Below are 18,363 nucleotides of genomic sequence, written 5' to 3'. Positions count from 1 at the left end.
TTTTGTAATGACATAAAATGTGCAAAAAATGTGCGAATTTTATGCAAAATCACGCCCAAAACCCTTGCAAAATACACAAAGCTTGTTATAATTGCGTCCTGTTTTATTTTCTTGTTTCATCCAATAAGGTCCATCATGGCACACAACGAACAAACCACATTCAACATGCGCGTCGATAAAAATCTCGTAGAACAATTTAAGCAGGCAGCGCGTGACAATAACCGTACCGCAAGCCAGCTACTTCGCGACTGCATGATCGAATACGTCAAAAAGAACCGCCAAGGTGACATGTTTAAGCGTTAATCATGACGATAAAAAAAGCACTCATTTGAGTGCTTTTTTTATTTTTCAAGACGGGTAAGTTAATTACAATTATTGCCATGCATCCTTAATCCATTGGCTGGGCAGAACGTGGCGATACCATTTGCCGCCACCGCCATTGATCGCATCAGGTGGGTTAATTTCACCATGGAATATGACAATCTTGGCGTCTTTTGGCTTCACAGGTGGTTTAAAGTATGCCAGAGGAATCTTCTGTAAGCAGTGATATTTATAACTGACACACCAGGTTGGATCCCAGTATTCAAGATGATGGTGCTCACGCAGATAATTTGACAGATAGGCTTGTTCATGCCTTACTTCGTTGCGGATTTTTTCAAAATTCTGTTCGAAATGACTTAGAAGATTAGGGTAGGTATTATAACCAACCTTAAATCGATAGACAGAGCTATTACCCACCATACGCCAAGGCTTTTTCCAGTCTCTGATAATCATCACGCTGTCATCATGTTCTGCTTGATGCGTAAAGAAGCAGTCGATATTATCCACAATGACGATATCAATATCTAAAAATAATGCCGTGCCTTTAAGTGCATACAGATCGGGCTTGAATGTGGTGAGTTTTTTCCAGCCACGCTCTGGGATGTTGCTTGGTAGGTTTAGCTCAGGGATGGGGTAGCACACCACTTCATCACGGATACCGCTTGAGTCGTCCGTCAGGCAGACAAAAGTGAACGGCAGGGTGAGATTGCGCGCTACCATATTATAAAGGCGGTTTACGTACTCTGGGCCGTATTTGGTGCCCCATTTCATGCAAATGATATAATTGGTATCACTCATGAGTGCCCATCCTTATAGGTGATTACTTGGCGATGTAGATGATCAAAAGACAGTAGATAGGGATTCTCACCAAAAGGTGTGAATTTAAACCGTCGATAGCCCCACATATAATGACTAAAATGCGGCTCGATCATACGCTGCATGGCGTTATTTAATGCCAAAGTTGCAACTTCGATGTCTTTGTTGTATAAATCAGGATCATCTAAGCGATAGCAAAAGATCTCAAAGCCATCATTGTCATCACGGCGAATACAACTAAGGCCCACAAGAGCGCATTGCGTCTTTTGGGCAAGCTTTGAAGCTAAGGTACTGGTTAATGTCGGTATCCCAAAAAATGGCACAATAACTCCGCCAGAAGGATCAGGGACATGATCAGGCAGGACAATGCTAAAGCCACCTTCTTTTAAAGTCTTAAATATCGCCTTAACACCCGTGCCATCGGTCGGTACTAAGGTAGCATTCAATCTTTGGCGACCCTGCAGGATGAATCGATCCATGGCTTCAGATTTGGCCGGCTTGTACATGATGACAGGCTTACCAAATTGATTAATCCATGCATTCATCATCTCCCACGTACCAATGTGGGGTACGATGGCAAGCATGCCGTTAGGATGAGATAATCCTTCTTTTAGTATCTCAATGTTATGTGCGGCTTTGATTTGCTTAATAGACCATTCAGGAGGCATTGCCCAGCTCTTTAAGCTGTCAGCAGTACTAATCATCTGATGATGGAGCGCTTCTGTCGCCAACTGAGCTCTGTCTGCATCTATCATATTGGGATTGACTAACATCAGATTCCTATCAATACTGCGATAAATGCTGGCATTCGTCAATTTGGCGATCCAAGCGGCAATTTGTGCCACCACGCGCATGAGCGGTAGTGGCACAAATCTAATCAAACCGTACATCAAAAAAAGATGCCTTATTCCGATTTTTCTTTTTCCCGAATGCGAATGCCAAGTTCACGAAGCTGCTTGCTATCTACAGCAGCAGGCGCTTGAGTTAACGGGCATTCTGCGGTCTTGGTTTTTGGGAAGGCGATCACATCACGAATTGATGATGAGCCCGTCATCAGCATGATCAGACGATCAAGACCGAATGCCAAACCGCCATGAGGTGGCGCACCATATTTTAGGGCATTTAACAGGAAGCTGAATTTCTCTTCGGCTTCTTCTTCACCGATACCAAGCGCTTCGAAGATGGCTTTTTGCATCTCAAGGGTGTAGATACGTAGCGAGCCACCGCCGATTTCGGTACCATTTAGTACCATGTCATAGGCGACAGACAGTGCCTCACCTGGGTTGTTTTTAACATCTTCTACGCTTGATTTTGGTAGTGTGAATGGATGGTGAACAGAAGTCCATTTACCATCATCGGTCTCTTCAAACATTGGGAAGTCAACCACCCACAGCGGCGCCCATTCTGAAGTTAATAGATTTAGGTCATGACCAAGCTTAACGCGCAGTGCACCCATCGCATCATTGACTACTTTTGCTTTGTCAGCGCCAAAGAAGATGATGTCGCCAGATTCAGCGCCTGTACGCTTGATAAGCTCTACAAGTACTTCATCGGTCATGTTCTTGATGATTGGTGATTGTAGGCCAGATTCTTTGTCAACGCCGTTATTGATGTTGTTAACGTCGTTTACTTTAATGTATGCCAAACCTTTGGCGCCATAGATGCCAACGAATTTGGTGTATTCATCAATCTGCTTACGACTGATTCCTGCGCCATTAGGCACACGTAATGCAGCAACACGACCTTTGGGGTCTTGAGCAGGGGTTGAGAACACCTTAAATTCAACATTCTGCATGATGTCAGCCACATCCACCAGTTTAAGTGGAATACGAAGGTCCGGCTTGTCAGAAGCGTAGTCACGCATTGCCACTGAATAAGGCATGCGTTCAAACTTGTCAAATTTCACACCAAGCAATTCATCAAACAGCTTAACGGTCATGCCTTCCATCAAGTCCATGATGTCGTTATCATCTAGGAATGAAGTCTCGATGTCGATTTGGGTAAATTCTGGCTGGCGATCAGCGCGAAGGTCTTCATCACGGAAACACTTAGCGATTTGATAGTAACGATCAATACCGCCCACCATTAACAGCTGCTTAAATAGCTGCGGTGATTGTGGCAGGGCATAGAACTCGCCATTAGATACACGGCTAGGTACCAGATAGTCACGCGCACCTTCTGGCGTGGCACGAGTTAGAATAGGTGTCTCAACATCCAAGAAACCATGCTCATCTAGGTAGTTGCGAATCAGATTGGTGACTTTTGAACGGAAACGCAGGCGATCTAGCATCTCAGGGCGACGAATGTCCAAGAAGCGATATTTTAAGCGCAACTCTTCTGAGACGTTAACGCTGTCATCATTAAGCGGGAAAGGCGGGGTGTCTGCCTTAGCAAGCAGCTCAATCTCTTTACCCAATAGCTCAACTTGACCGCTGGTCATGCTGTCATTTTGGGTGCCTTCATAGCGACGGCGAACACGGCCTGTGATTTTTAGTAGGTATTCAGAGCGCGCAGCATCAGCAGTTGCAAATGCTTCTGGAGTATCTGGATCGATCACGACTTGCAATAAGCCTTCACGGTCGCGCATGTCTAGGAAAATCACGCCGCCGTGGTCACGACGACGATGTACCCAGCCTGCGATGGTGATGGTTTGATCAATGAGTTCTTCGGTCACAAGACCGCAATAATGACTGCGCATCATAGAATAATTGCCTTAAAAACGAAACTATAAAAATCTAAAAATAAAATACAAAGATAGATTTAAGGATTTTAGCAAAAATACGCCAAAATGTTAATCTAAATTTGTTAAAAACCAAGATTTTCAATAAAAATAAATAAAAACGCCACATTATGCCGATTTATTGCCGTCTGTGCAAGTGTTTCATTATGGCTTATGATTATCTTGCAACGCCGTATATTCTAAACAATGCCCAAGATATAAAAATCAAAATATCGAAAAATACGCTAAACGAATGAATTTTATATGGAATTTTGGGTAAAAATTGTGTTACGATTGACTGTTTTTAAGAAGTTTTAATTTTTGTTTAATAATTTATTTTAAAAACAGCAAATTCATCAACCCAATCGCCAAAAACAAGGGGGAAATCACGCTCAATGGATGCGTTAAATATCATTTATCTGGTGGGGGCAGCCCTCCTTTTTATTAGCATCATGACCAGCACGCTCTCGGCGCGTCTGGGAGTTCCTTTATTGCTCTTTTTCTTGGGCGTGGGGATGCTTGCAGGCGAAGAGGGCGTGCTTGGCATTCAGTTCCAAGAATATGCATTGGCGAACTTTGTTGGGCAGGCAGCGCTTGCTTGTATCTTGCTTGACGGTGGTCTTAGAACATCATTGAACTCATTTCGTGTGGGATTAAGACCTGCCATCACTTTGGCGACTTGGGGTGTATTGGCGACTGTTCTTGCGCTTGGGTTTTTTGCCACTTGGCTTTTGGACATTGATTGGCGATTGGGCCTTTTGATGGCGGCGATTGTCGGTAGTACCGATGCAGCAGCGGTATTTAGTCTACTGCGTAATGGCGGGGTCAAGTTAAATGACCGTGTACAGGCGACGCTAGAGCTAGAGTCAGGCGCGAACGACCCCCTAGCGATTCTATTAGTAACGGTGATGATCGCGCTGAATCTAGATCCGCAAAGTCAGAGCATTGGCAGTGTGATCACCATGCTCATTCAACAGATTGGCGTAGGCTTGATGGTAGGTCTGGCGGCTGGCTGGGCAATCTCTCTGCTGCTGCCAAAGGTGTATCTAGCAGATGGTATGTATGCCATTTTGATTCTGTCAGCTGGCCTTGCGGTGTTTGGTGCTACAAACCTGCTGGGTGGCAGTGGATTTTTGGCGGTGTATCTGACCGGTATCATCATCGGTAATACCAAAGTACGTGCCACCGAGCATGTACTGCGCGTGATGGATAGCTTCGCTTGGCTGTCTCAGGCGATACTGTTTGTTGTATTGGGGTTACTCGTCACACCATCTGAGATGCTGAAAGTTTGGCATTATTCATTGATTATTTTCTTGTTTTTGTTGTTTGTTGCGCGTCCTGTTGCCGTGGGTACGAGTCTTTTACCTTTTGGGTTTCGATTAAGAGAAATCGCATTCATCTCATGGGTTGGCTTGCGCGGTGCGGTGCCTATTACACTTGCCATCATTCCTGTGATGAGCAACGTACAGGGCGCAAGTTTGGCGTTTAATATTACCTTTGGCGTCGTTATCCTGTCGCTACTAGCACAAGGCGCGACCATTCCGTTCATGTCGCGCGTCTTTAAGGTGTGGGTGCCGACAGATGCCGAGCCTAAGGCGGAACATGAAATCTGGGTGGGCGATCAGGCGAACATCACACTCTATGAATTTGAGGTTAAAGTTGGTGCTTTTGCCATCGGGCGTCACCCCCAAGACATCTCAAGTAAGGTCAATTCGCATGAGATTGCTGTATTTGCAGTGGTGCGCGGAGAGCATTTGATTAACGTTGATGAAGACACCGTTCTAAAAGTCGGTGACATCGTGTGGTATGCACTGTCAGGCGGCTGGGCTGCGAACATCGCCAAAGTCTTCAACAACTCCGCCACACTATACCAAAAGAACAGCGAATTCTACGGGGATTGGCTGCTATCACCGCATGCACGTATCATGGATCTGCCGTTTTATAATCTAGCCACGCGCGCACTTAGTCAGAATCGTCTGAGCAAAATGGCACCCGTGGCGACAGCACTTGACATATTCACCTTACCGCCCAATGCGGTAGGTCTGTCAGGCATTGATGATGAACTGATGGAAAAATTAAGCGAAGCACGCGACAAAACTGTCGAAGAGTTTATGATGGCGCACTTTAAGACAGAACCCGTCAAAGGAGATGAGGTGCGCTTAAATCGCTCTTGGTCGCTGATCGTTCGTGATATTGACGGTCGAGGACGACTGCGCGGCATCGGCCTAAAGAATCTGTCCAATGATTAGACCGCACGGGCTTTAGTTTGTTTTTTTTTGTATAAGTTGCTGTAAAATGACGCATTAAGCCCTATGTAAACTTAACTCATTTCATCACATTATGCTTTTTATAAATCACAGGAAAATTTATGCTATTTCATTCATCAAAAAAACCCGTTGAATTACAAATCATTCACCTAAACAAAGTCAAGCAAAAACGCCAAAAGCAATTCGAGGCAACCCAAGAAGCCAAAAAAGACAAGCAGTCATGCTTCTCTAAGCTGTGCAAATTGGCCAAATCAAGCAAAAAAGGCACAGATCAATCTGATATCGCAGATGATGCCAAGACCATTTACGTGATAGATTTTGATGGCGACATCAAAGCAAGCGCAGTTGCGCATCTGCGCGAAGAGATTAGCACCATCATCACAACAGCCAAATCAGGCGATGAAGTGGTTCTGCGCCTAGAAAGTGGCGGCGGTCAGGTCAATGCTTATGGTCTGGCGGCAGCACAGCTTGATCGCATCAAATCAGCAGGGTTAAGCTTGACAGTATGCGTGGATAAAATCGCAGCCAGCGGTGGCTACATGATGGCCTGTGTCGCAGATAAAATCATTGTCTCTGACTTTGGCATCATCGGCTCGGTAGGTGTGGTAAGCCAGCTACCCAATTTTCACGAACTGATGAAAAAACACAATATCGGCTATGAGATGTTCACAGCAGGCGAGTATAAGCGTACCGTGACAGTATTCGGCGAGAACACTGACGAAGATCGCGCCAAATATCAAGAGGAAATCAACCGAATCCACGAGTTATTTAAGGCATTCGTCAAAAAACATCGTCCAAGCCTTGATGTCGATAAGATCGCTACAGGTGAATTTTGGTTCGGTGAAGATGCACTTGCGTTGAACCTTGTGGATGAAGTGGGTACTTCTGATGCCTATGTCCTTAATCTTATGGATAATCACAATGTATATGCATTACAATTACGAAGTAAGCCTACATTGGCAGAAAAGTTGGGATTGACCGAACAAATGAGCTCATCAATTGATGCCTTGATAGATGGTGCGGGTGCATCAGCAGCCAAGCTAATCAGTAAGCTAAACCGTCCATAAGCGCTGTGTATGTGATTGATTGTACACATTAAACTATTGGGAATTTTATTAAAAATACGTTAAAATAGCGAGCTTATTTGATTCGCTATTTTTATTTCATTATTTTTTTGGATTTATTATGAAAAAATTAGAAGAAGTGTTTGCCAAAGCCGATAAATTCGGGCGAGTGGTTGCTAATAAGTTTAATAAAATTAAAGATTTGAATGATATTCGTGGTATCGGTCAAGGCAAAACCGTACTGATTACAGGGGCAAGCTCGGGGCTTGGGGCAATGATGGCTCGTAAATTTGCCTTTTTGGGTTATGATTTGGCGATTTGTGCCAGACGCCTTGACCGACTAGAAGCCTTAAAAGCCGAGCTTGAAAAAGAATTTGGCATCAAGGTCTATGTGCGCACACTTGATGTAACAGCCTATGATGATATTTTTAACGTGTTTGAAGAATTTGTCAAAGACATCGAAAAGGGTGGCGGCGTACTTGATAAAATCATCGTAAACGCAGGCGTGGGCGACAGCCGTGTCATTGGGCATGGGCGGTTTGCCATTAACCGTGCGACTGCCGAGACGAACTTTATCTCCGCCCTTGCTCAATGTGAATCCGCCATGCAGATTTTCCGCCGTCAAAACAGCGGTCATTTGGTGGTCATATCTAGCATGTCTGCAGTGCGTGGTCTGCCACGTCATTTGACCACTTACGCTGCCGCTAAGGCAGGTTTGGCAGCTCTTGCTGAGGGGATACGAGCCGACACCATTAGCGAAAAACTACCGATTACGGTGTCCACCATCTACCCTGGTTATGTGCGTACCGACCTAAATATCGGGGCAAAATACCTGCCTTTTGAAGTCGAAGAAGACGAAGGAGCGGACGTGATCGTCAAAGCCATTGAAGCCAAAGTCGATGAAGCCTATGTCCCTGCGTGGCCGTGGCTACCGATTGGGCTAGGCATGAAGTATTTGCCACTGCGACTGATTACGAAGTTTTTGTAATCTTGCTTAAATTAAAACAGCTTCTATCATGGAGCTGTTTTTGTATTCAACACAAACCGCCCACGTTCATCAAAAAACCGCCGAACCACCAGCACCGCCGACAGTGTACACGACAGCGTACTGCCTGCACAGATAAAAAACATGGTAACAATCTGATAGCGTACCGCCTGCGTGGGTTCAGCCCCTGCCAGTATTTGCCCTGTCATCATCCCTGGCAGGCTCACCAGTCCGACCACGAGCATGGAATTGACGGTTGGGGTCAAGCCATTTAGCACCGCCGATTTGACCAGCCCATGCACCGCTTCAAAGGGGGTAGCCGACAGCGATAGGTGAGATTTGATAAGGGCTTGCTTGTCGTGCATGGCGTTCACAAGTTCGTTGGTGGTCAAGGATATGGCGGTCAAAGAATTGCCCAAAATCAGCCCCAAAATCGGTATGATGTACTGGGGGTGGTACCAAGGCGACACCTTTAAAATGAGCGTCATGGCAATCAGCGTAACCACACCTGTGGCAACCGACAGCGAGGTGATACTATCAGACAGTAAGCCCTTGTAGGGGCGTTTGACCTGACCTTTTGCCGAGTGGCTTACGATGAATGTCATCACGGTCAAAATCGCAAGCACCTGCCACTCACTCTCCCGAGCGAACACCCACGCCAAAATCAGCCCAATCATAGACAACTGCACGACCGTCCGTACCCCTGCCATGATGAGCGTACCGACTAAGCCAAGTCGCAGGTATGCCGACACGCCTATCGTGATAAGCAGTAGGGTGCTGGCTAGGGCGATGTCGGTCAGGGTAGGTGTGATTGCCATAATGAATAAGTTATTGATTTAAATTAATATTTTATGGTGTGTAGATTTGGGCGAATCACATTCGCCCAAATCTATGTTTAATAATCTTGTTATTGCCAATTTACACCGCCAACACCCCATTCTCCATACGCCATAAATTCGCCCCCAACGCTTGTTGTTCGCTTGGTGTGTGCGTAACCCAAATCAAGGCTTTATGGTCATCATGCCAATCTAGCACGAGCCTAATGAGCAAATTTGCCGTTTTATCATCAAGGGCGGACGTGGTCTCATCAAATAGGGCAATCGTTGGATTAAATTGCAACGTCCGCAAAAAGCTCACGATTTGGCGTTCACCCCCTGACAGCTCATGGATTGATTGATTGATAAAATTGTCATGGTTGCCAAGTATGGTAAGTTTTTGTAAATGCCAATCTTTATCAAAGGTCTTGTTTTGGTGGTATTTAAAACCAAATGGAGCGGTTAGATTATCAAGCACCGTGCCATCCGATAGGCTGGGCGTTTGATGAAATAGAGCAACGGCAGAACGGTAATCGGGCGAGGAGATTTGGCTGAGGGGAGTTAATTTCCCATTTTTATTTAACATAATCCTGTTGGTAATGGCATTATTCAAAGGTAATAAATCGGATAGGGCTTGCAATAACACCGATTTACCAGAGCCAGAGCGACCGACTAGGGCAACTTTTTGACCAAAATTTAGATCAAAAGTCACCTCATCTAACAGCGTGCAATCAGCGGCATGATAGGACAGCTGATTAACACTAAGTAGACAGACTGTGATCAGCGAAATGCCGTAGGCAGGCGATGCGGACGAATGCCGTTCTCACTGTTCATCACGCAGGCAAGGGTAATCACGCCAATGGTTGCGATTTTGCCATTTTTAAAATCATCATCACTGCGATAGATGTGCTGAGTTAGAATAAGGCTTGCAGACTTTTTGATGACTTCGGTGATAGTCACGACTAGCACATCATCAACTAACAGCGGTAATTTATACGTCAAATCAGCACGACTCACCACAAAATGCACCTTGCCATCATGCCCATCCATCCCAGTTGCCATACCCTCTGTGTCAAAAAAATAGCCATCAAAGCCAAGTGATGTGAGCCAATCCCTGCGACAATTTTCAAAAAAGGTCAAATGATTGGCATGATAGACAATACCACCTGCATCCGTGTGGTTGATATAAACCTTATAATTGGCATGAAAAATCGGTACGCTCATTCATGTTCCCTCGCTAGAATTTGAAATTATTGTACACTGACTTTGATAAATTTTTAAAATTTTTTCACTAAAATTTGTTACAATATGCCATGATTTAAGAAGCAATAAAGAGCCAAACATGACCACTTTTGTAAGTTTTAATATTAACGGACTTCGTGCCAGACCTCATCAGCTGATCGCCGTGCGTGATATGCTGGGCGCTGACATCATCGGTCTACAAGAGACCAAAGTGCATAACGAAGCATTCCCCTTGGCAGATGTGCAAAGCTTGGGCTATCATGTGGAATTTTTTGGACAAAAAGCACATTATGGCGTGGCGATATTATCCAAAAATGCGCCGATCTTCGTCCAAAAAGGCTTCCCATTTGGCGATCCAGATGCACAAAGACGCCTGATTCATGCACGCTTTGACATTGGTGGGCGTGAGATTGATGTAATTAATGGCTATTTTCCCCAAGGTGAGAATCGCAGCCACGAGACGAAATTCCCGATGAAGCGCGCTTTTTATGCGGATTTGAATACTTATATCGATGAGCTAAAAGGACAAGGACGCGAGCTGATCGTCATGGGCGACATGAACATCTCTCCGCATGATAATGATGTGGGTATTGGCGATGCGAATGCTAAGCGCTGGCTTAGAAATGGTACCTGCTCATTCCTACCAGAAGAGCGCGAATGGTATAGTGACCTAATGAGTCGCAATCTGCACGACACTTATCGTAAATTCAATCCAGATAATGCCGATCAATTTAGCTGGTTTGATTATCGCTCAAAGGGCTTTGAAGACATGCCAAAGCGTGGTCTGCGCATTGATCATATCCTGTGCACTGACGGGCTTATCACAGACTGCGTGGATGCTGGCATCAGTTATGACATTCGCGGACTTGAAAAGCCGTCTGACCATGCGCCAATTTGGGCGAAGTTCGGTTTATAAAGTCGTTTCAATACAAACACACAAAAAAAGCGGCTGTATGTCGCTTTTTATTTATGTTCCTATATTTACCTAGGTGAAATTTAGACCACAAATCAGATAGCTCCAAAAACATAAATTTGCCATTCGCAAAATGCGAAAGCCTTTGGTACAATTCATCGTTATTTATTTTAAAAATCTAAGGAGAAGCCCATGCCAGTCGGTGATGTCAGTCTTGTGCCATTATTGCCCATTGATGGTGTAAAAATCGGCATTTGTGAAGCAGGTGTCCGCTATGCAAACCGCCGTGATTTGACGGTATTTGAGATAGAGGACGGGGCGAGCGTGGCGGTCGTTGCCACGCAAAACTACTTTGTGGCAGCCCCTGTGCAAGTGGTGCGTAAACATATCCAAACGCACACGCCACGCTATTTACTTATCAATACAGGCAACGCCAATGCAGGCACAGGACAGGACGGCGTAGATAGGGCGTTGGCGACTTGTCAGGCGTTGGCGAACAAAACAGGCGTGAATGCGTGCGAAGTGCTACCGTATTCTACGGGCGTGATAGGCGAGACTTTGCCGAGCGAGCGGATTATTGCAGGGCTGGATAAGGCGTTGGCGGATTTGACAGCCGATAACTGGCTAAACTCTGCCCACAGTATCATGACGACCGACACCACCCCCAAAGGACATAGCGTGCAGACCACGATAGACGGCATGACTTACACGGTAACAGGCGTCAGCAAAGGGGCGGGGATGATACGTCCGAACATGGCGACCATGCTTGGGTTTGTGGCGACAGACGCTCGTATCAGCCCAGAGCTGTTACAGAAAATCTTGGTGGATTTGACTAATCAATCCTTCAACCGCATTACCATTGACGGCGATACATCTACCAATGACTGCTGTACACTCATCGCCACAGGCAAGGTGGGGGACTTGATAGACAGCGAAAACCATGCCCATTATCAAGCCATTTACCAAGCCATTAAAGATGTGATGTTAAAAATCGCCCAGCTCATCGTAAGAGATGGTGAAGGGGCGACTAAATTTATCACAGTCAAGGTAGCAGGCGGTAAGACCACGAATGACTGTGCCAAAGTCGCTTATGCGGTGGCTCACTCACCCCTTGTCAAGACGGCATTTTTTGCGTCCGACCCGAACTGGGGGCGGATTTTGGCGGCGGTGGGTTACGCGGGCGTGCCATTTGACCAAAGCCGTGTAAGCGTGTCGCTAGAAGAGATTGCCATTTGTCAGCGTGGCGGATTGGCGGACGGTTATACCGAAGAGCAGGGGCAAGTGGTCATGAGTCGTCCTGAGATAACCGTCAGCATTGATTTGGGGCAGGGTAATTTTACCGATACGGTTTATACTTGTGATTTGTCGCATGAGTATGTCAGTATCAATGCTGATTATCGCAGCTAAATCTTTTAGTTCCTATTGTCATGATTGTTTCATTGGGGTGGTGAAAACTGCCCCAAACTGTATGCAGTCACTAAGTTAATTTAAAAACTGTTTGTAAAAATCATCACAAACCACTAAAATGCCGCCAATTTTCCATCATTTGAGATGTATCATGAGAAAGATTTCTATCCTACTAACCATCGCTCTATCTGCCTTTATCCTACAAGGCTGCGTCCATAAAGTTGTCACCGTACCCGTAAAAGTCGCCTACAAAACGACCAAAGGTGTGGTTAAAGGCACCACCAAAGTCGTCAAAGCAGTCGTGCCAGGTGACAGCAAAAAGGACGATGATTAAATTTAATTGTTAATTTTTTGCTAATTTAAAATGATATAAAGTTTTAAAATTAAGTTTTTTTTGGTTTATTTCATATAGAATAGCACATTTTTAGCATGGATTTGGCTTACTTCAATTGGTTTATGACCAATTAATGCAACCCAAATCTTTTTTTGTTTCACAACATAACGCGATTTCGCCTTTGGATTTTTTATAAAAAAATATTGATTACGATTGCAATCTTGTTGGCAATTGCATTTAAAGAAGACAAATTAGTTATCGGTCAATGGGCGCCACCGATCACCAAGGTCGTGATGAAGCACAAAAAAATAGCTGCCACGCGCATGGACATTGGTACTGACGTGAACTACGGCGCGATTACAACTCAGCTTGTCGACCATCTAAACAGGAACCAAAACTTCAAGCTGTCTACACAGTCAGAAGTTACAGGCGTTAGCCGTAATGATGATAACACGTGGACGGTCAGCGTTAAGAACCTAAAAGACGGTACAACTACTCACACCAAGACACGTCATGTGTCCATCGGTGCTGGCGGTGCTGTCATCAAGCTACTACAGATGACAGGTCTACCTGAGAGCAAATACTACGCAGGCTTCCCTGTGGGTGGTCTATTCTTGATGACCGACAACCCCGAAGTTGTGAACGCACATACTGCCAAAGTCTATGGCCGTGCCGAGCTGGGCTCCTCCTGAGCGTACCGCACATCGACACACGCTACATTGATGGTAAAAAATATGTCTTGTTTGGTCCATTTGCAACTTACTCTAATAAGTTCCTAAAAAATGGCTCACAAACCAATCTAATGGCATTAGCCACCAAAGACAACGCTATCCCGATGGCAACTACAGGCCTTGAGAATTTGGACTTGGTGAAATACCTAGTTAGCCAAGTACCATTGTCTGACAATCAAAAACTTGACGAACTTCAAAAATACTACCCAGAAGCCAAATGGGAAGATTGGACAAAAGCCCAAGGCGGTCAGCGTGTTCAGATCATCAAAACTGCCCCAGGTGAAAAAACCAAACTACAGTTCGTTACCGAGCCATTCGTCTCACAAGATGCCTCTGTGACCGCATTGCTTGGCACATCTCTTAGCGCATCTACCTCGCCTTATATGATGCTTGATCTATTGGCAAAAGCATTCCCAGCTAATTTGTGCATTACCTATTTATTATACAATGTTACCGTTAATCTGTTACATAATAGCAATATTAGCGTGCTATTATGAAATCAGCAAGTATTTTGCTTAAATTAACACAAAGTTAAGATTAAGATTTTCTACTTTATATTGATATTAATTTTTATCAATAAATCACAATCAAGGAGATTAATCATGAAAAAATTTGCCATCGCATTGACCGCTGCTGCTATTGCCCTGACAGGCTGTGCATCAAACAACCTAAATGATACGCGTGTTATGACTTTAGAAGGTCAGACCAAGGAAGTTAAAATCATTAAAATCCCAAGCTTCCAAGTAGAGATCGCACCACGTAAAGCTGTGTGCGAACTAACCAGCACAACTGGTACTAAAGTTGCTGGCGAATGCCTACAATATCGTCGCACCATCGATCGTAACTTTAACGTGCTAAGCGGTGAAATCGAAGGTTTTGAATACGAAGAAGGTTTCCGTTATGTGCTAGATGTTAAGCAAACAAGCGTTACCGAAGGCGATAATGTAAAACCTGTATGGACACTGAACAAGCTAATCTCTAAAACACCAGAAATTACCAACTAATCGCTTGTCTTTCATAAAAAAGATCTCTACAATTAGAGATCTTTTTGTTTGGGTGAAATATTAGTATTATCGACATTTTAGCATTGACTAAAGCCCACATTAATGCCAATGCTGGCAGTAGGAATGCGACTATCAGCATAGACGGCCAGACCACCGCGCGCGGTTTCTTTGTATTTGTCCATCATGTCGCGACCAGTCTCCTTCATGGTCAGGATGGCTTTATCTAGTGACACATGATGCGAGCCATCGCCTCGAAGTGCAAGACGCGCCGCATTGATCGCCTTAACCGATGCCATGGCGTTGCGCTCGATGCAAGGCACCTGCACCAATCCTGCTATCGGGTCGCAGGTAAGACCTAAGTTATGCTCAAGCCCAATCTCAGCAGCGTTCAAGCACTGCGCAACTGACCCGCCCATCACATGAGCCAAGCCAGCCGCCGCCATGGCACAGGCAGAACCAACTTCGCCTTGACAGCCGACTTCTGCACCCGAGATTGAAGCGTTTTGTTTAATGAGCGCGCCTATCGCACCTGCCACCAACAAGAACTCACGCACGCCTTGATAGCTGAAAGACGGGATAAAACCACGATAGTAGTGCAGTACAGCAGGAATGATTCCTGCGGCACCATTGGTCGGCGCTGTGACGACCTTACCGCCCGCAGCGTTTTCTTCATTGACCGCCAAGGCATACAGATCGACCCAGTCCATCGCTAAAAGGCCACCATCAGAAGAGCGACCATATTCTTTGGATAATTGATCATATAGACCCTTGGCGCGTCGTTTGACATTAAGCCCACCGGGTAAGATGCCATCTTTTTGACAGCCTTGGGTTACACATGCCTGCATGACCTCCCATATCTCGGTTAGATAGTCTTTAATCTCTTCTTCTGGGCGAATTACTGATTCATTTAGCATCATGAGCTCGGCAATGTTTAGAGATTTGGCTTCGCAGATGGCGGACAGCTCTGACGCCATCTCAAAAGGATAAGGAAAATTGATGTCTTCATCTATGGGCTCATCAGCCATGATCTCATCCTTATCCACGACGAAGCCGCCGCCGATAGAGTAATAAGTCTGCGAGATAATTTTATCATCATCCAAAAAAGCACTAATGCTCATGCCGTTAGGATGATGGGGCAGGGTGACTTCATCATACCAGACGATGTCACTGTCATAGTTAAACGATATTTGCCTGACACCGCCCAGCAGCAAGACACCATCATTTATGATGGGCGCTAAATAATCATCCGTCTTCGTGGTGTCCATGGTGCGCGGCTGATGACCTAATAATCCTAACATCGCTGCGGTATCTGTGGCATGCCCCTTGCCCGTGGCGGACAGTGAACCATACAGATCCAACCGTATGCTATTGACTAAATGCACATCGTCACCAAGCAATTGTAGAAATCGGTTCGCCGCCACCATAGGTCCGACCGTGTGCGAGCTTGAAGGGCCTATGCCAATTTTAAATAAATCAAAAACACTAATCATGCGAATTCCTTTTTAAGATTTTAGGTATAGACAAATTATCAGCGATATTATGCCATAAAATAAATCTGTTTACATACTGATATATTCGTCCATTTCCGACTAAAATAGTCAGGAATGTTTTGTTTTATTTATCATTAATGCGATTGTTATTTGTTTTCTTTATTAAATAAGAAAAATTCTTAAAACTGTTGAAAACAAGAATTGTTCCTGTTATAGTATTCATCAAATCAATCACGGCCTTTGATTTTTATCATTCAACATGGGGAAGGGCGGCTAAGTCTCACCGCCCATCACAGGAGACCATCATGTACGTATGTATCTGCCACGATGTAAAAGACACTCAAATCAACACTGCCATGACCCAAGGTATTAATACCCTACAAGGTCTTCAAGATGCATTGCAAGTTGGTACTTGCTGCGGCTGTTGTGTGCCTATGGTGCAAGACCTGCTCGACGAACATCAAGCCGCCTTTCCTGTGATTAATGCCATGGCAGGTTAATTGAAAGTTAAATATGTTACGCTAATATTTCTATAAGTAGCGCAGGACCCATCCATGTGACAATCATTCTTATTGATTTATCCTACTAATCGATAATAATTATTAAATCAATAAAATAAAATTGTCCTTAAATGATAACAGCTTGCTATTGTGAGCTGTTATTCTTTTATTTATATTAGTAAAATCAAATACTTGTAAGCATATTTGAGAATGATTTTATCTTAAATTTATGTCAAAACTTCAGTTAAATACGTTCTCAATGTGAGAGCCATTCGCAGATTGCATTCCGTTATCAGTTCATTTGTTATACAATTATTAGGGTGATATTTGTCGTATTTATGTTAATATGTACTCAACTTGATGGGTAGCTATATCCATCATCTTGTATTTTTAACATAAACAGGAGCAACAGATGAAATCTTCTCAAAAAGTCATTGATTATCTAAACTTTTTATTAGCTGGCGAATTAGGCGCGCGCGATCAGTATTTCATCCATTCTCAAATGTATGCGGAATGGGAACTTGGCAAGCTGCACGATCGCATCTATCACGAGATGGAAGATGAGACACTGCATGCACGCCTTATCATCAATCGCATCATCATGCTAGGCGGCACACCTAACATGCAAGTGGGCGAGATTAACATTGGTGCTGACGTGCCTGCCATGCTACAGTCTGATCTCAACTTAGAATACACCGTTCAAGAACACCTAAAAGAAGGTATCGCCATCTGTGAGGCTGAGCGCGACTATGTCACTCGTGATATGTTGGTGCGCCAATTAGAAGATACCGAACAAGATCACGCGCACTGGCTAGAAAAACAGCTTCGCCTAATCGAGCTTATGGGTCTTCAAAACTACCTACAAAGCCAGACTGTTAAACCGAACACGGTTGGTGCTACACACTAATTTGCAGATTGTTTAATTTGGGTATTTGTTAGGAGAGTAACCATGAAAGGTGATAAAGAAGTCATCCGCGCACTTAACAGCGTATTGGGTCAGTCGCTCATCGCGATTAACCAGTATTTCTTGCATGCACGCATTGTGAAGAATTGGGGCGTTGAAGAGCTAAACGACGCATTTTATAAGCAGTCCATCCAAGAGATGAAATGGTCTGATGAGCTTATTGAACGCATCCTACTATTAGAAGGTCTGCCGAACTTGCAAGAGCTTGGCAAGTTGCTCATCGGCGAGAATGTAGAAGAGATTTTGGCATGTGATTTACGTCTAGAGAAACGTAAGCATGACGTGCTTGTTGATGCCATCGGCGTATGCACCGAAAAACGCGATTTCGTTTCTCGTGAGCTGTTGATCAGACTAAAAGACGGTAACGAAGAATACGAAGATTGGCTTGAGACTCAACAAGAGAAAATCGAAGACATCGGCATTCAAAATTACATCCAGATCCAATCCACTGAAGATTGATTTGGGAGAGATCTATGACCGACAGACCATATATATGGGTTTGTCGGTTCTTTTAATGGCAATAAAATGACTATAAACAAGTATAATTCTTATTTATAATATAAAAATATGCCATAATGAATTGATTTAAAATAAGTATTTTTTAAAAAAATGTTGATAATTTTTTCATTTTCTAAAAACGATAAACTTTTTTCAAAAAAGCCTTTATAATACAAATGATTTTTAAAGTGTGCTATTAATAGTTTCATCATTTTGCCATAAAAGACTGTAATTTACTTGACTGGCAACGCGACGACGATTGCACATTTTAAATTCACCGCCAATATTTGGCT

The 18,363-nt window shown here is 44.2% G+C and carries 18 protein-coding genes and 1 pseudogene; 12 read left to right on the top strand and 7 right to left on the bottom strand.

What is annotated here, in order from left to right; translation table 11 throughout:
• The first annotated feature begins 135 nt into the window (after positions 1–135).
• A complete protein-coding gene (locus AAX10_RS10165; protein ID WP_162888273.1) occupies positions 136–303 on the top strand; it encodes a hypothetical protein in 168 nt (55 codons plus the stop codon).
• A 69-nt stretch (positions 304–372) separates the two neighbouring features.
• On the opposite strand, the gene AAX10_RS04805 is transcribed toward AAX10_RS10165, so the two are convergent.
• The 3 genes from AAX10_RS04805 to aspS are packed head-to-tail and all read right to left on the bottom strand — an operon-like array spanning position 373 to position 3,838.
• The gene (locus tag AAX10_RS04805) at positions 373–1,119 is read right to left on the bottom strand and encodes a hypothetical protein (protein ID WP_046698182.1); all 747 of its coding nucleotides are present in this window, start codon (positions 1,117–1,119) and stop codon (positions 373–375) included.
• Entirely contained in the window at positions 1,116–2,027 is a 912-nt protein-coding gene (locus tag AAX10_RS04800; RefSeq protein ID WP_046699999.1) for a lysophospholipid acyltransferase family protein, read from the bottom strand. Before AAX10_RS04800 ends, AAX10_RS04805 begins: the two co-directional genes overlap by 4 nt.
• A gap of 14 nt (positions 2,028–2,041) precedes the next feature.
• Positions 2,042–3,838, bottom strand: coding sequence for an aspartate--tRNA ligase (gene aspS, locus AAX10_RS04795; protein WP_046698180.1), 1,797 nt, complete (start codon positions 3,836–3,838; stop codon positions 2,042–2,044).
• Between the two features lie 413 nt (positions 3,839–4,251).
• Here aspS and AAX10_RS04790 point away from each other — a divergent pair, with 413 nt between their 5' ends.
• The 3 genes from AAX10_RS04790 to AAX10_RS04780 all read left to right on the top strand — a co-directional run bounded on the left by AAX10_RS04790 (position 4,252) and on the right by AAX10_RS04780 (position 8,175).
• Positions 4,252–6,105 carry a potassium/proton antiporter gene (locus AAX10_RS04790; RefSeq protein ID WP_046699998.1) on the top strand — a complete coding sequence of 618 codons (1,854 nt, stop codon included), beginning with the start codon at positions 4,252–4,254 and terminating at the stop codon, positions 6,103–6,105.
• A 119-nt stretch (positions 6,106–6,224) separates the two neighbouring features.
• Positions 6,225–7,190: a protease SohB gene (sohB, locus tag AAX10_RS04785; RefSeq protein ID WP_046699997.1), complete on the top strand. Its 966-nt coding sequence runs from the start codon at positions 6,225–6,227 to the stop codon at positions 7,188–7,190.
• Between the two features lie 118 nt (positions 7,191–7,308).
• Complete coding sequence (locus tag AAX10_RS04780; RefSeq protein ID WP_046699996.1) at positions 7,309–8,175, top strand: SDR family oxidoreductase; 867 nt, start codon at positions 7,309–7,311, stop codon at positions 8,173–8,175.
• A gap of 26 nt (positions 8,176–8,201) precedes the next feature.
• Here AAX10_RS04780 and AAX10_RS04775 read toward each other — a convergent pair whose 3' ends face one another.
• The 3 genes from AAX10_RS04775 to AAX10_RS04765 all read right to left on the bottom strand — a co-directional run bounded on the left by AAX10_RS04775 (position 8,202) and on the right by AAX10_RS04765 (position 10,211).
• Complete coding sequence (locus AAX10_RS04775; RefSeq protein ID WP_046699995.1) at positions 8,202–8,990, bottom strand: ABC transporter permease; 789 nt, start codon at positions 8,988–8,990, stop codon at positions 8,202–8,204.
• A gap of 100 nt (positions 8,991–9,090) precedes the next feature.
• Positions 9,091–9,699: an ABC transporter ATP-binding protein gene (locus AAX10_RS04770; protein WP_158580316.1), complete on the bottom strand. Its 609-nt coding sequence runs from the start codon at positions 9,697–9,699 to the stop codon at positions 9,091–9,093.
• Positions 9,700–9,767: 68 nt separating this feature from the next.
• Positions 9,768–10,211, bottom strand: a complete 444-nt coding sequence (locus AAX10_RS04765; RefSeq protein WP_046699993.1) for a hotdog domain-containing protein — start codon at positions 10,209–10,211, stop codon at positions 9,768–9,770.
• 118 nt (positions 10,212–10,329) lie between these two features.
• Between AAX10_RS04765 and xthA the strand changes: the two genes are divergently transcribed.
• From xthA to AAX10_RS04740, 5 genes and pseudogenes are all read left to right on the top strand, one after another.
• Positions 10,330–11,145 (top strand): exodeoxyribonuclease III, encoded by an 816-nt coding sequence (gene xthA, locus AAX10_RS04760; RefSeq protein ID WP_046699992.1) that lies wholly within the window; start codon positions 10,330–10,332, stop codon positions 11,143–11,145.
• A gap of 189 nt (positions 11,146–11,334) precedes the next feature.
• The gene (argJ, locus tag AAX10_RS04755) at positions 11,335–12,549 is read left to right on the top strand and encodes a bifunctional glutamate N-acetyltransferase/amino-acid acetyltransferase ArgJ (protein WP_046699991.1); all 1,215 of its coding nucleotides are present in this window, start codon (positions 11,335–11,337) and stop codon (positions 12,547–12,549) included.
• 151 nt (positions 12,550–12,700) lie between these two features.
• Positions 12,701–12,883, top strand: coding sequence for an NF038104 family lipoprotein (locus AAX10_RS04750; protein ID WP_046699990.1), 183 nt, complete (start codon positions 12,701–12,703; stop codon positions 12,881–12,883).
• A gap of 236 nt (positions 12,884–13,119) precedes the next feature.
• A pseudogene (locus AAX10_RS04745) lies at positions 13,120–14,030 on the top strand (malate:quinone oxidoreductase); the annotation flags it as partial.
• A gap of 186 nt (positions 14,031–14,216) precedes the next feature.
• Positions 14,217–14,618 carry a DUF4377 domain-containing protein gene (locus AAX10_RS04740; protein WP_046698171.1) on the top strand — a complete coding sequence of 134 codons (402 nt, stop codon included), beginning with the start codon at positions 14,217–14,219 and terminating at the stop codon, positions 14,616–14,618.
• 77 nt (positions 14,619–14,695) lie between these two features.
• Here AAX10_RS04740 and AAX10_RS04735 read toward each other — a convergent pair whose 3' ends face one another.
• Positions 14,696–16,108: an L-serine ammonia-lyase gene (locus AAX10_RS04735; RefSeq protein WP_046699989.1), complete on the bottom strand. Its 1,413-nt coding sequence runs from the start codon at positions 16,106–16,108 to the stop codon at positions 14,696–14,698.
• A 305-nt stretch (positions 16,109–16,413) separates the two neighbouring features.
• Here AAX10_RS04735 and AAX10_RS04730 point away from each other — a divergent pair, with 305 nt between their 5' ends.
• The 3 genes from AAX10_RS04730 (at position 16,414) to bfr (AAX10_RS04720) (ending at position 18,031) form a co-directional block, all read left to right on the top strand.
• Complete coding sequence (locus tag AAX10_RS04730; protein ID WP_046699988.1) at positions 16,414–16,608, top strand: (2Fe-2S)-binding protein; 195 nt, start codon at positions 16,414–16,416, stop codon at positions 16,606–16,608.
• Between the two features lie 412 nt (positions 16,609–17,020).
• On the top strand, positions 17,021–17,515 hold the full coding sequence (gene bfr, locus AAX10_RS04725) for a bacterioferritin (protein ID WP_046699987.1): 495 nt from the start codon (positions 17,021–17,023) through the stop codon (positions 17,513–17,515).
• 42 nt (positions 17,516–17,557) lie between these two features.
• Complete coding sequence (gene bfr / locus AAX10_RS04720; protein WP_046699986.1) at positions 17,558–18,031, top strand: bacterioferritin; 474 nt, start codon at positions 17,558–17,560, stop codon at positions 18,029–18,031.
• Positions 18,032–18,363: the final 332 nt, after the last annotated feature.

It is taken from the genome of Moraxella bovoculi (assembly GCF_000988745.2).
Classification (GTDB): Bacteria; Pseudomonadota; Gammaproteobacteria; order Pseudomonadales; family Moraxellaceae; genus Moraxella; species Moraxella bovoculi.
This window is presented reverse-complemented; position numbering and strand designations above follow the sequence as displayed.

What these genes read in the sequence shown, in the direction of transcription:
- AAX10_RS10165 (WP_162888273.1), top strand. Translation starts at nt 136, where the DNA reads ATGGCACACAACGAACAAACCACATTCAACATGCGCGTCGATAAAAAT.
- AAX10_RS04805 (WP_046698182.1), bottom strand. Translation starts at nt 1,119, where the DNA reads ATGAGTGATACCAATTATATCATTTGCATGAAATGGGGCACCAAATAC.
- AAX10_RS04800 (WP_046699999.1), bottom strand. Translation starts at nt 2,027, where the DNA reads ATGTACGGTTTGATTAGATTTGTGCCACTACCGCTCATGCGCGTGGTG.
- aspS (WP_046698180.1), bottom strand. Translation starts at nt 3,838, where the DNA reads ATGATGCGCAGTCATTATTGCGGTCTTGTGACCGAAGAACTCATTGAT.
- AAX10_RS04790 (WP_046699998.1), top strand. Translation starts at nt 4,252, where the DNA reads ATGGATGCGTTAAATATCATTTATCTGGTGGGGGCAGCCCTCCTTTTT.
- sohB (WP_046699997.1), top strand. Translation starts at nt 6,225, where the DNA reads ATGCTATTTCATTCATCAAAAAAACCCGTTGAATTACAAATCATTCAC.
- AAX10_RS04780 (WP_046699996.1), top strand. Translation starts at nt 7,309, where the DNA reads ATGAAAAAATTAGAAGAAGTGTTTGCCAAAGCCGATAAATTCGGGCGA.
- AAX10_RS04775 (WP_046699995.1), bottom strand. Translation starts at nt 8,990, where the DNA reads ATGGCAATCACACCTACCCTGACCGACATCGCCCTAGCCAGCACCCTA.
- AAX10_RS04765 (WP_046699993.1), bottom strand. Translation starts at nt 10,211, where the DNA reads ATGAGCGTACCGATTTTTCATGCCAATTATAAGGTTTATATCAACCAC.
- xthA (WP_046699992.1), top strand. Translation starts at nt 10,330, where the DNA reads ATGACCACTTTTGTAAGTTTTAATATTAACGGACTTCGTGCCAGACCT.
- argJ (WP_046699991.1), top strand. Translation starts at nt 11,335, where the DNA reads ATGCCAGTCGGTGATGTCAGTCTTGTGCCATTATTGCCCATTGATGGT.
- AAX10_RS04750 (WP_046699990.1), top strand. Translation starts at nt 12,701, where the DNA reads ATGAGAAAGATTTCTATCCTACTAACCATCGCTCTATCTGCCTTTATC.
- AAX10_RS04740 (WP_046698171.1), top strand. Translation starts at nt 14,217, where the DNA reads ATGAAAAAATTTGCCATCGCATTGACCGCTGCTGCTATTGCCCTGACA.
- AAX10_RS04735 (WP_046699989.1), bottom strand. Translation starts at nt 16,108, where the DNA reads ATGATTAGTGTTTTTGATTTATTTAAAATTGGCATAGGCCCTTCAAGC.
- AAX10_RS04730 (WP_046699988.1), top strand. Translation starts at nt 16,414, where the DNA reads ATGTACGTATGTATCTGCCACGATGTAAAAGACACTCAAATCAACACT.
- bfr (WP_046699987.1), top strand. Translation starts at nt 17,021, where the DNA reads ATGAAATCTTCTCAAAAAGTCATTGATTATCTAAACTTTTTATTAGCT.
- bfr (WP_046699986.1), top strand. Translation starts at nt 17,558, where the DNA reads ATGAAAGGTGATAAAGAAGTCATCCGCGCACTTAACAGCGTATTGGGT.